Source organism: Pseudoalteromonas sp. SR43-7, assembly GCF_014163785.1.
GTDB classification, from domain to species: domain Bacteria; phylum Pseudomonadota; class Gammaproteobacteria; order Enterobacterales; family Alteromonadaceae; genus Pseudoalteromonas; species Pseudoalteromonas distincta.
This window is the reverse complement of record NZ_JACJDY010000023.1, coordinates 1-12,627: the sequence shown is the minus strand read 5'-3', so window position 1 is coordinate 12,627 and position 12,627 is coordinate 1. Positions and strand designations below refer to the sequence as shown.

Below are 12,627 nucleotides of genomic sequence, written 5' to 3'. Positions count from 1 at the left end.
GCGTTGATTGGAATAATGAGCTAGTTACTAAAGAGAAAGCGCGATGTAAAATCGCACCTACAAATGCTAAAGCTTAATAGGCGTACTTATCTCACAATCTTTGCATACTAAAGAGTAATTTTCTTTACGTTTGCTTGTTTTAGTATTGGTGCTTGAGCACTCAGGGCATGGTGATTTCATTGGTGTATTTGCACTGCAATTACCGCATTTCACAAAGTAACCATAGCGTCCAGAAAGAGGCTGTAAGTTAGTCGAGCTATAACATTGCTTACAAGATAATGTTATCTCTTTGATTAGATCAGTTTTAGGTTTTACTTGTTCAGTAATGGTTTGCTTAGTCGCTATTAAAGTATCATCGTAAACAGATTCTGATTCGCTTATCTTTGCAGATACATATGAAGGCTCTTGTAAGTTAGGTGATATGTTTTGCTCTAAAATAAACTGGCAAATTCTATCTAGTGTTTCTTCACTGAACCAAGGTCGAACGTTTGTTGTAAAAAGATGAAGCGCATTAGGTTTATATGCAGGAAGCTTCATTATTTCGAGTAATTTATCAGTTATAAATTCTGATTTAACTAATCGATCTTCAATTGCTTTTGGTGTGTTTTCTCGATTGATAATGGCGTTGCTCGATATGGCACAAATACTATGCCACTCTCTGCCACCAAAACCCTGTTGCAGTTTGCCAAATAATTTAGTGAGTAGGTTTGGTGCATTGTCGCGCATTAGGCTTTTTAATAGCTCTAGTTGTAATTCAACCTGTTTTATTGGCGATGGCATACCTTGCCAGTTGCCGCGATAACTGCGACTCCATTCTTGATGTTCATTAATCGTTACTTCGCCTGTAATGCTTTTAGATTCGATGAGAATAAAGCCATAGGTGTATGCGATTAGGTGGTCTATTTGTGCGGCTTCGCCATTGTGTTTAAATTTCACATCGTTAAACACAAATACCTGACTATGATTTTTAAAGGCGCGGCGTAAATAAAAAGCAACGTCGAGTTCTTGCTTTTGACCTGCTTGTATTTTAGCTGAGTTGCTGTTGATGAGGGTTTTATCTTTTAGAATCATGAGGCGTCCTTTCAATCATGTATTTGCTTAGAATATCATTGAAGTACCGAATAAGAATACTGCTTAAGTTCAAAACACGCGAGATAAACTCCCGCCTACAATTTAAAAGCTTCGCTTTTCGCGCGAGCAAGCTGGGCGCCTACAGGTGTTTAGCTTGGCTATTAAGCTCAAAATGTCATTAACTTCCCATAAGTGATTTATGTTTTACTTATGGGGTTGTGTTTTTATTTTACTTTCTATAAGTAAAGTAAGGCTTACTTATAGGAAGTAAATATACGTTCAAACTTAAAAGTAAGTTATATTTGACTTTTGGGTGGGCTACCCTAAAATAAATTGTATAAGTAAACTATAGTTGACCTTTAATGAGTGAATTACCAGCAAAAAAAACACTTGGAAGAGTTGTTAAGCGCACTGAAATGCCTGATCTATCAAAGCCGTTTTCGTCGGTGCGACTCGCTAAAGCGATTACTTCAAAGCGAACAGGCATGAAGCTTACATTGGTTGATGTATCGCAAGCACTTAATATTTCAAAGCCTACGCTGATAAAAATAGAAAAAGGTGATGTGAATGTGCAGTTTTTTAATGTACTCAAAGTGATGGAATACTTGGGGCTGTCGTTTAGCCTTGTCAGTGATGACGAGTCGCACCACAATAACAAGGATGAGGTGAGCGATGAGCAGTGGTATTAAAAAAAATAGCTTAGATGTATTTATTGGGCATACGCAGAAGATAGGTGCGATAACTCTTGATATAGGCTCTGAAAATGAAATTGCATTTACCTATGAGCCTGAGTGGATTAATAAGGGTTTTGCTATTTCACCACACTTACCGCTCAATGGTGATTTTGACTCACGTGATGTGCGTAATTATTTACAAAACTTATTACCCGAGGGCAAAGGTCTTGATGAAATTATAAGTAGTACTACTATCTCTAAAAATAATACGTTTGGTTTGATTAAAGTAATTGGCGAGGAAACGTCAGGCGCTTTGTCGTTTAGAGCAAGTAACAGTACTTTAAAGCAAACATCTTTTCGTGAAGTAACTAATGATGAGCTAAGCCAAAAACTTAAACGCTTTGTACAAGTTGGAGAGCCAATTACTCATTGGGATGGCCGAACTCGGCTCTCTGTTGCTGGCGTTCAAGACAAACTAAACCTATTCGAAATCAATAATAAATTAGGATTTGGTGAAGGGGAGCTATGTTCTAATAAAATTTTTAAATTCGAAACAGGTACCGCGCCTTTCATTGCAGTAAATGAACTTTTTACCATGCTTTTGGCAAAAGAGTCGGGGCTCAATGTTCCCCATGTTGAGTTGCGTACTTACGCAGATGTAAGAGTATTTGTAATAGATCGTTTTGATAGGCGCGTTACACAAGATCAAAGCCGTGTATTACGTCGTCATATTATTGATGGTTGCCAAGCCACTAATTTACCTCCTTCTTATAAATATGAGCGTCAGCATGGTGATGATGGGGATGGTATTTATATTCGAGATGGCGTTTCTTTTGCAAAACTCTTTAGTGTTAAAACAACGAATGTACAAGCGTATGAGGCTCAGCTTATTCGTTGGATGACATTTAATATTTTAGTACGTAATTACGATGCTCATGGCAAAAACATTAGTTTTTTTGTTGGTAAAAATGGTTTAGAGCTTACGCCGTTTTACGACTTGGTAAATATAGAGGCTATTATTGAGCAGGGAAGCATTGACCGTGATATGGGCTATTTACAGCCCAAAATATCAAGGTGTTATGCTATGTCAGTGGGTGAGCATAATTCGCAAAGTGCGGGCAATTTTACTAATGAGATTACAGCTTACATGTTAGCTGATTTTGCTGATGAATTTGCTATTTCACTACCACGGATGCAACTACTTATGAGTCAAACCGTTGACTCTGTATTAGCCGCAATTGATACTGCTAAAGTTTCTGCTGTTAAAAATAACTTGTCTACTGCTGAATTAGCACACATTGATTTGTGCATAAAAATAATTAATAAAGCTGCAAATAAGCTGAGTGAGCAAATAATACAACTACCAAATATGGATGCATTTATTTAAATATTAGAAAATAAATACATGCATTTTGAGTAAGTAATTCATATTTTGGTTGTCAGCATCAACGCGATATTTGCAAATTAAAATTAAAAGCGAGAGATAAATTCCGGCTTACAATTTAAAAGCTACGCTTTTCGCGCGAGCAAGCTTCGCGCCTACAGGTGTTGAGCTTGGCCTTATTTAAAAGCCAAAGCACGATATGAAATCGCACCTACGCTTTTGTTAAGAGTGGTGTTTACATTAATGTAGGTGAGGTTTTATACCTCGCTTATAAATGGATTGTTTTTACCATTGAAAAATGAATTATTGTTCTGTTTAACGCTTAAAAGTAATGAGGCAATTAACTATTATATTCGCCTCATTGCATAAGGCAAATAAATAACATAGACTGAAGCTAATTACCTTTAGGACTAATGATTATGGGGATATGGCAACAGCAAAACTGGCCAAACTTTACGTGGGATGCTGCAGCGCTTGCTCCTTTACTAAGGGAGCTTTCATATAATCAAGGTTTATTAGTAGGGCGTATGGGCGTGCAAAGTGCTCAACAAAAGCAGCAGGCCCTTGATACCTTACTTGCAAATATTATTCACTCCAGTGCGATTGAGGGTGAAAAGCTTAATGCATTTTCGGTTCGCTCTTCTCTTGCTAAAAAGCTCAATATTAATGAGCAACCTTACCCAACAACAGTGCAAAGCGATAATCTTGCAGAGATTATGCTTGATGCAATAAATAACACAGACTCACCGCTTAATTTAGAGCGAGTGCTTAATTGGCATCGCTTATTGTTTGCAGGTGAGCAAAGCTTATTTACTAAAATTGAGGGCGGGCAATTGCGTGGTGACGAGCCAATGCAAGTGGTATCGGGGCGTTTAGATAAACCGGTCTTACATTTTACAGCGCCTCCAAAAGAGTTAGTAAATAAAGAGCTTTCGCTATTTTTTAACTGGTTTAACAAAACGCAAAACGAACCTCAAATAGATCCTTTTATTCGGGCAGCTATCGCACACTTATGGTTTGTAACAATACATCCACTTGAGGATGGTAATGGGCGTATTACACGCCTTATAACCGACCTGGCATTAGCGCAAGAACATGCTGAGTCAATTCGGTTTTACGCTATGTCGGTGGCTATTTTAGAAGACAGAAAAAGCTACTACGAGGTGCTTGAAGCCACTCAACGTGGAGAGGTTTGTATTACAAAGTGGATTAATTGGTTTTTATGTACGCTTAATAATGCGATACACCATACGCTTAATAATATTGAGCAAACAATTTTTAAAACCAATTACTGGGCAAGTAAAGATCAAACAAAGCTAGGTGAGCAGCAAGTAAAAGTGCTTAATAAGTTACTTGATGGCCAATTTGAACAGGGTATTAGTGCGAGTCAGTATCAAAAGGTAGCTAAGGTTAGCCGTGCAACCGCAACACGCCATTTGTCGGACTTGCAAACGCTTGGATTTTTAACGAAAACCGCCGCAGGTGGGCGTAGTACACGTTACAAAATTGCCTAATGAGGCAATTACACATATTATTCGCCTCATTTCGTGAGGCGAATAGGTATTTGAATTGTTGTAGGGGAGGTTTTATACCTCGCGGGTGTTTTTATAAGAACAAAGCGCGATGTAAAATCGCACCTACGGTTTTGTTCAGTGCAGTGGTTTAATTATTGTAGGTGAGGTTTTATCTATGAATCTTTGTTTAGCTCTGTAATCGCTTTAATACTAAATGCGTGCATAGTTGTGTAGTGTTGCTTTTTAATGATTGTTTTAACGATACTTTGGTCAATATTTAAGTAATCGTGAACAAGAGCATTTCGTAAGCCTATAATTTTACGCCATGACAGTAGTTCTGCCTCGCTCAAAAAGCCCAAATTAGTAAGTTCGCTAAATGTTTGATAGGCGTTGCTACTGGTACTACTTTTGTGCTGCTTTAGCCAATGCTTTGATAAACCAATACACACCTCGGTCATTAACTGTAGTAATCGCTCTGCAGCTCGGTAGTCTCTACTATTAAGTGAATCGATTTGACTGAGTTCGTCGAGTTCTTGCATATATTCGTCAATATGGCGTGTTACTTCACTTAAATAAAGTGTAATTCCGGTATCAGTCATGTTTACTCGCTATGGTTTCAAATTCGAACTGGCTATATATACGCTGCTGCTCTTTCATCGCTCTAACACTATTATTGCTTATAATTATTTTTCCATATTCAATAACGTTGAAAGCTAAATAACTTGGAATAATATTTATATCAACAATCGAAATAAGTTGTTCGTTAAGATTAAGTGCATTACTTATTTCAAGCTCAAGCTCTTTTGGCCTAAGGCGCTTATCGAACGATTCCAGATCAAAGTTTTTAAATGCTATGGCTAAGTCAATGTCACTATGAGGCTGAGCTGTCCCTTTTGCATGGGAGCCATATAGCCAAACTACATCAATGTCGGTGTTTTGATGTAAATACTCAATTATTTTTTGTATAACTTCATTTGCCACGAAAAAGTAACCATTGATAAAAACAGTAATAATAACCTATCAGTTTTATAGTGAACATTAAAACTGATATTTGTTTTATTTAATTTAAAAGCTTCGCTTTTCGCGCGAGCAAGCTTTGCGCCTACAGGAGTTTAGGCGGGCTTTGTAGCGTTGATTGGGAGTTATGATCCGTTACTAAAGAGCTAAGCGCGATGTAAAATCGCACCTACGGGTTTGTTGAGTGTGGTGTTTGAGTTGTTGTAGGTGAGGTTTTATACCTCGCATGGTGTTTTTATAAAGCCAAAGCGCGATGTAAATTCCAGCCTACAATTTAAAAGCTTCGGTTTCCTCTTATTCCAACCGCGTTACTTTCACTTTTATTTTACCGGCATTAGCGCCGTAAAAGCGGCTTAAGTCGTTTGCAAATGGGCAAAACTCGCCTGATTTATCTATTTTAATGTCGGCGCCGTTGGCTATTTCAAAAAGGTGGTCGTCGTTTTTATTAATAGCACCAATGAGTGAAAACCATTGTGCACGAGGAAATCGTCTAAATGGTTCAAGCACAGCCATGGGAATTTCTTTTACGCCAAGTTGTACGTTATCGCGGTTCCAGCCTAATGGAGTGCACTTTATGCCATCGTCAAACCAGTATTGATTTGGGTATGGGGTAAAGCGGTACGTAGCGCCTTGCTCTAGCATAAGGCCGGTTGCGTTGTATTGCTCAGAGGCAAATACCATTACATCTTGGCTTTGGTTAATGCTCAGCACATTCATGTTTTGATTAGCCAGTTCTATATGTTGGCTTAAACCAATAAAGCTAAGTGTGGTGTTGTCGTTATAGCTAATTTTGTAATGCAGTTTTTTTAGCGATTCTGGGCGGTAACTGGTTAGCTTATTAATGCGTTCGGCTACGCTGAAGTGCACTAAGGGCTCAAGGTCGCTGGCTTCGTCATCAATTAATACATAGCACTGCCTATCTACTAATTTAAAAAATGGGTTAAACCAAAAGTAATTCTGTTGATGGCTTAATGCGAGCGGATCGGGCGTTACGGTTACGTCATCTTGTGCTACCAAGTTGCTATCGGGGAGCAGGGTTTCGTAATCTATATCGTGGCTAGTGAGTAACGAAATATTAAGCGGTTGCTCTATTAACCACTCAAGTGCGTAGCGCAAGCAAATATCGGCTAGGCCATCGCGGTAGTAACCGCCGCCAATATCTGAATGCGCACCTGCAAACCATAGCTCGGTAATATTGCTTTGATGGTTCATGAGTGTGGGTTCAAACGCACGGCGTTTTTCATCAAGGGCGACGCAGTGCAGCGCGTGAGTAATGTTGTTGGCAATGGTGTGGTTTTCAAAAATAACGTGCTCTGCGCCGCGTGTAGCTTTACTTACTTTTGATAAGCCAATAGAGGCGACAGTATCAAACACACATACGTAAACATTATCAGCAATTAAAGGCTCTAGGATTTTGGCAAAACGCCTAGCAAGTGCACCGCCTCGGCTAAAACCCGTTAGCAGTATGGCATCGCCTATTAGGTAGTGAGCTTTAAAGTCGCTTAATGCTTGATTTAAAATACTGGCTACGTCGTCGCCACGAGGTGCAAGAGTTTGGTTTAAAATGCGTTTAAGGCGGCTGCCTTTAGTGCCAATACCTTGATAATAAAAACTGAGTTGGTTAGCAAAAGGAGTAATGGGGGAGTCTTCTAATTTACCGCCAAGCAGTAAATGCAGTTTTAGAATGTTGGTAATATTAGAGTCTTCTTTAAAATGATCTGAGCTAAATTGTTCTGCGTCACGGGGCTCGTTTCCTGTGCCGTCAAAGTTAAAAATTAGCGTTTTACCCGTCATAACCCAATTCCCTTAGTTGTTTTAAATACTCTACACAGACAATGTTAAAAATTAAAGACAATATTTGGGTTAGTAACAAATACGCCAACTAATTTGTTGGCGTATTAAAAGTGCGGGTTATAGGTTATTAAAAGTATAGTGATTTAGCTGCGTGCCCTCTGCGGGTTTTAATGCGGGGTTTAACTTAATTAATTGCTCGTAAACCTCAGGATAAAACGTTTTTAAACGTGCTGCGCGAGAAAGGTGATTCGGTTCAATTTTTTCAACAAGCTGCAGGGCTAAAGGAATCATTGGGCTTAACTCCCCTTTGGTGTAGCTTTGCTCAAGCGCTAGGTCGAGTATATCTACGCCTAATTTTTCTGAATCAGCGGGTATTTTATTATCAATTAGAAATTGTACTACCTCGACAGAAGACGATGCAGCTTGTACATAAACGTCGCGCCCATACGTATCGGTAATCGAAAAATCAAAACCAGCTTGTTTAAGCTTTTGCCATTGACTAAGAGGAAAACGACTTAATCTTGCTAAATCACTCGGTGGCTTAGGTTCAACTCGGCTTTGCCAGATCGCTATAAAGTCATGAGGCTCTAATAGTAGGAATGAAAAAAGTGTATCGGTTTCTGTTTGAGTTAATGGTGTACTAAGGCTGTACTCATAAGCTTTTTGGTAATCTTTTTTAGACAAATATTCGCTGAACGCGTTATGACTTCTATCGTTTGAAAGCTGATTACTTAGTATACTCCACCAGTAATTAACTAATACGGGGTCTTGTTCTTGTAAAACATATTCGAAGTTATTACCGTGCTCTTTTTTTACCTCTAGCACCGTATTATATGCTCGCATAGTAGAGTGTAATTGTTCAGTAGCGCTTAACTGCTGCTGTAATAGTTCACAGTTTTGTCTTTTATTATCTAGATCTTTCTTTTGTTGCTTCAAATCTACTAAAAAACGTGCAACATCAGAACTATCTGGCTCAGTTACTTGTGGCAATGTGGCGTTGTCTATTTTACCAATAGGGCTAAAGTAAGCATATTGCTCAGGGTTTTCCTGCCCATTAATATAGGCGCCTTGCTGGTAAATAAAATCACTTACAAAAGAAACGCCTTTGCTATTTAGGTCGTCATTAGCATTGCCGCTATGTGCTTTATAGCCCTGCTCTGTGAGGTAGTCCAACATTTGAGTATGCTTTGCATCTAAAGGGGCTGGCGTTAAGTTACCACTTCTAGGCAGGTTTACTATTGCAACATCTAAACCAGTAAATAAGCCAGGCCGATTGGTTGGTGTTACGCCTAGTTGTTGTAGTGCTTTTACAAGCGGTAAATTAAACTGGCTTACGGCAATATCAGCCAAGTTATATAAAACAGAATTTTCTTCGTACAGCGGCATAGCATCCAGTGCCGGCACCTGCTTCATAAGCGCAAAAATATACTCATTAGGAATGTTGTTTTTAATTGCAGTAGCTAACTCATTAACTGTAAATTGGTTAGTTGAAATTGCCTGCTCAAACTCTTTTGGCGTAAATTTATTTGCATTAAGCACAAACAATGTCGCCGGGGAAATAACTTCACTGCCCTCAAGTTTAATAAACGTTTTAGAGTAAGTGGTAAATGTATCAGTGTTGTTTAATAAAGCATAAAGGGTTTCTTTTTGTACATTTTCATCAAGGGGTACACTCAGAGTCAGTCCTGAAGGGCTATGTTTATTATCTCCAAGCTGTTGAATCATTTCTTTTACTTTTTCATTGGTGAAGCCTTTAATTGCCTCAATGCCTTGCCAATTAGCTAATTCGTCTAAAGAGCTAGTAATACTAAGCTGCTGCTTTTGCTCAGCAACTATGGCATCTCTTAAAAAGGCAATATATTGACGCTTATAGATTCCTGATAGGGTTGCATACTTTAAAAGCGTGGGGACCGACGTACCTTTTTTAAGCTCACTCACAAAAAATGAAACAAGCGATTGGTTTAAATTATTTATTTTTATATGTTGTTGCTGTGATTGATCTCTACAAAGGCGAATATCTTTTTTTAGATCTGTGACTATTCTTAGCGGTGTGCCTTCTACGGGCTGCTTTTTATTAACTAAATTAGGCTCAGTGGCATTTGGTGCAGCCACGTTGGTCTGCTCTACAGCGGCTGTGTTAGGCTGGGTTTTAAATAGATATACTGCCAAAGCCGCTATAATTATAAGTCCGAGAAGTCGCTTTTTCATAACCGCCAATCCTTTGATGTTATTAAAATATTCTCACATCGTACTACTTTAGGTACGCAAAGTGCAAAAAGCCTTAAGAGATAATACTTATTAACTCTTGAAGCTTTTTAGTGGTTTGCTGAGCGTACTTAATTTATTAGTGCAACTTCATTTTAGGGCGCACTACACGCAGCACTTTTTCGCTTATCCATAATGCAAAGGTTTTTGCGCTACCGTGTATGGCGCGTTGGTGCATACGGTATAAAGATATATACATAAAGCGGGCAATTTTACCTTCAATAAAAAAGGTATTGCTGGTTAGGTTGCCCATTAAGTTACCCACAGTGCTGTAGCTTGATAAGTTAACGAGTGAGCCATGGTCGCTGTATTTAAAGCCGCGTAGTGGTTGCTGCTTTAGCGTTGCGATTAGATTTTTTTCGACGCACTGCGCCATTTGATGCGCCGATTGTGCACGAGGTGGTACTTGCTTACCGTCGGCTTGGGTAAATGCGCAGCAATCGCCTAATACAAAAATGCTTTCGTCAACGGTGCTTTGTAAAAACTCGTTTACTTGAATTTGGTTGCTACGTGTCAGCTCAAAAATACCTAAGTCTTTAATAAAATCTGGTGCTTTTACGCCTGCTGCCCACACCATAATATCGGCATCAATGTGTTCTTCGTCTTTGGTGATAAAGCCTTGTGCGGTGCCTTCTTTTACTTGTGTTTGCTCGCGCACGTTTACGCCAAGCTTTAATAGCTCGCGTTTGGCACTTACGGCAATACGCTCTGGTAATGCTGGTAAAATACGTGGTCCGGCTTCTATTAAATGAATATGCAAACGCTTAGACGACATATTTGTTAAGCCATACAGCTTTAATAGTTCAGACACATGATAAAGCTCAGCTGAGAGTTCAACACCGGTAGCACCGCCGCCTACAATGGCAATATTAAGTGATTGCTGTTGGTTGTCGTCTTGGTGAAGGCGTGTAAAGCTGTCGAGTAATGAATGCTGAAAGCGCTCTGCTTGTTGGTTTGAGTCTAAAAAGTAGCAGTGATCTTTTATACCTGGGGTATTAAAGTCGTTACTTACGCTGCCAATGGCAATTACTAGGTGGTCGTAGCGCACGGTGCGCTCGGGTAAAATTGTGTGGCCTAGCTCATCTAAAAGTGGTGCAAGGGTAACTGTTTTATTGCTTTGATCTATATTGCAAAAAGTACCAAGTTGAAAGTTATAGTGGTGTTTTGCAGCATGGGCTGAATACACAACGCCATCTAAATCGGGGTCAATAGAGCCTGTCGCTACTTCGTGCAGTAACGGCTTCCATATGTGGGTACGGTTTTTGTCTATTAGTAGAATTTCAGCTTGTTTTTTCTTTCCTAATTTATGACCTAATTGCGTTGCGAGTTCTAATCCGCCAGCACCACCGCCAATAACGACGATTTTAGGTGTAGTAATATTCATAACGTTGCCCTCAAAAATAATATACCCAAGTGATCTGTATTTTTATTAGTTTTTTAAGATGACTTGGGTATCAATAAATTATTTTGGCAACAAGCAGTTACTACTCATTTTATAGTGCTCTAGTTTGCGCTTAAATAAAGGTGATGTCAGCAATAAATAATGTTATTTGTTGTATACTTATACCCAAACCGTCTCAATATGCAGAATTCAGCGTTTCACAGGGGCTTAATATCAAGGCGTTACTTTGCAAGAATGGCAGCCCCCTTTTAAGAAGTAACAACGATGAGAGTAAGTGCCTGTGAAACGCCCAATGGGCTGAGGGATCCCCATTTTATCCAGCGGCCTCTTTTTCGTAATTCAAAATAAAGTTTTTTAAACTTTTTTCTATATAGCTTTGTGTAATACGTCTCTTACATAGCTTTATGACTTGCTTGGCTAAGGTTAAAAATGAAAGAACTCGGCGATTCTTAACGCTATTTGCTTGAAATTTTATATGCCACTTTCTTTTTTCTGCTTCACACCCTATAAACCATAACGCAGTGCTCGCTATTGTGGCTATCAAGCATAATATTCCTATTCTATTTATGCCGGTGCTTTTACTAAAACGCCACGAAAAACCATATCTCAAACTTTTGTCATCGCGGAAATTTTGCTCTATTTGCATTCTTTTACTATATAAACCAACTACTCGCTTACTCGTCATTGTATTGTCTGATGTCGCGAGTAACCATGGCTCTTTAGCTAAGTTTTGATACATTTTTGTATCTTTCGTAAATCTGCTTTTTCCTTTTCTTCCTTTATTTTTTCCATGATATACGTGTAAAAATGCATCGCATGCTGTCGGGCTGGACTGAGTTAGTCGTGCTTGACCTAACGCCTTAGGTATATCGCTGGCACCAGCCCTAAGTTGTTGTAATGTATGCCATTGTGATTGCATGGCTAGTTTACACTTCATTGAGCCTCTTAATCGACCTATCATATGCCAACCAAGTTCGCGTACTTTACTATACCAAGGCGTAAGAAAGCCGCCGTCTGTTACAATATAGACACTAGGATGTCGTCCAAGCACTTCATAAAGTTCATCTAAAAACAGGCTGTTGGTTGCTGGGCTATCAAAATCCTTCTGCTCAACAATCATGTTATAAATCACGATAGAGCGCCCATCCACAAGTAAGCTTGCTCGCAGTAAGTGATAGTCGTGACCACAGGCACCGCTCCAGTCAACGGCAATTGCAAGCATGGGTAAAGAGTCAATAATAGGATGAGCTAATGCTTCATAGATAGCGACCCTTTCATTGTAGAGGTGAGTATTTTTTAAGAAGCGATCAACGCGTTTTATTTTATGTTTTACATCCACAGCGCCAGACAAATTTCTGCCGATTTCAGTTAAGGTAAGTTTATTGCCCGAAATTAATGCATTACTGCAGCTTAGTAATGTTTTTACTCTGGCATTATTGAATGGCGCTAATGCATGTTTAAAGTACTTATGGCAAACTGATGTCTCAGGCATAGCAGTTGTGACTT

At 39.1% G+C, this 12,627-nt stretch carries 10 protein-coding genes; 3 read left to right on the top strand and 7 right to left on the bottom strand.

Annotation, left to right across the window (positions count from 1 at the left end; translation table 11 throughout):
* Nucleotides 1-66: 66 nt before the first annotated feature.
* Nucleotides 67-1,071 carry a nuclease-related domain-containing protein gene (locus H5087_RS16110; protein WP_182672697.1) on the bottom strand — a complete coding sequence of 335 codons (1,005 nt, stop codon included), beginning with the start codon at nucleotides 1,069-1,071 and terminating at the stop codon, nucleotides 67-69.
* A gap of 362 nt (nucleotides 1,072-1,433) precedes the next feature.
* On the opposite strand from H5087_RS16110, the gene H5087_RS16105 reads away from it, so the two are divergent.
* The 3 genes from H5087_RS16105 to H5087_RS16095 all read left to right on the top strand — a co-directional run bounded on the left by H5087_RS16105 (nucleotide 1,434) and on the right by H5087_RS16095 (nucleotide 4,643).
* On the top strand, nucleotides 1,434-1,760 hold the full coding sequence (locus tag H5087_RS16105) for a helix-turn-helix domain-containing protein (protein ID WP_029753647.1): 327 nt from the start codon (nucleotides 1,434-1,436) through the stop codon (nucleotides 1,758-1,760).
* Nucleotides 1,744-3,132: a HipA domain-containing protein gene (locus tag H5087_RS16100; RefSeq protein ID WP_182672696.1), complete on the top strand. Its 1,389-nt coding sequence runs from the start codon at nucleotides 1,744-1,746 to the stop codon at nucleotides 3,130-3,132. The genes H5087_RS16105 and H5087_RS16100 overlap by 17 nt, the downstream gene beginning before the upstream one ends.
* Before the next feature lie 416 nt (nucleotides 3,133-3,548).
* Entirely contained in the window at nucleotides 3,549-4,643 is a 1,095-nt protein-coding gene (locus H5087_RS16095) for a Fic family protein (RefSeq protein WP_182672695.1), read from the top strand.
* A gap of 173 nt (nucleotides 4,644-4,816) precedes the next feature.
* On the opposite strand, the gene H5087_RS16090 is transcribed toward H5087_RS16095, so the two are convergent.
* The 6 genes from H5087_RS16090 to H5087_RS16065 all read right to left on the bottom strand — a co-directional run.
* Nucleotides 4,817-5,242, bottom strand: coding sequence for a type VII toxin-antitoxin system HepT family RNase toxin (locus tag H5087_RS16090; protein WP_002962076.1), 426 nt, complete (start codon nucleotides 5,240-5,242; stop codon nucleotides 4,817-4,819).
* Nucleotides 5,235-5,624: a type VII toxin-antitoxin system MntA family adenylyltransferase antitoxin gene (locus H5087_RS16085; RefSeq protein WP_002962075.1), complete on the bottom strand. Its 390-nt coding sequence runs from the start codon at nucleotides 5,622-5,624 to the stop codon at nucleotides 5,235-5,237. The genes H5087_RS16090 and H5087_RS16085 overlap by 8 nt, the downstream gene beginning before the upstream one ends.
* A 330-nt stretch (nucleotides 5,625-5,954) precedes the next feature.
* Nucleotides 5,955-7,454, bottom strand: a complete 1,500-nt coding sequence (locus H5087_RS16080; protein WP_182672694.1) for a DUF2235 domain-containing protein — start codon at nucleotides 7,452-7,454, stop codon at nucleotides 5,955-5,957.
* A 117-nt stretch (nucleotides 7,455-7,571) separates the two neighbouring features.
* Nucleotides 7,572-9,662: a cupric reductase gene (locus tag H5087_RS16075; protein WP_182672693.1), complete on the bottom strand. Its 2,091-nt coding sequence runs from the start codon at nucleotides 9,660-9,662 to the stop codon at nucleotides 7,572-7,574.
* A 136-nt stretch (nucleotides 9,663-9,798) separates the two neighbouring features.
* Nucleotides 9,799-11,103 carry an NAD(P)/FAD-dependent oxidoreductase gene (locus H5087_RS16070; protein ID WP_002962796.1) on the bottom strand — a complete coding sequence of 435 codons (1,305 nt, stop codon included), beginning with the start codon at nucleotides 11,101-11,103 and terminating at the stop codon, nucleotides 9,799-9,801.
* Between the two features lie 331 nt (nucleotides 11,104-11,434).
* The coding region (locus H5087_RS16065) for an IS4 family transposase (protein WP_220491588.1) at nucleotides 11,435-12,627 on the bottom strand (1,193 nt) is incomplete at its 5' end.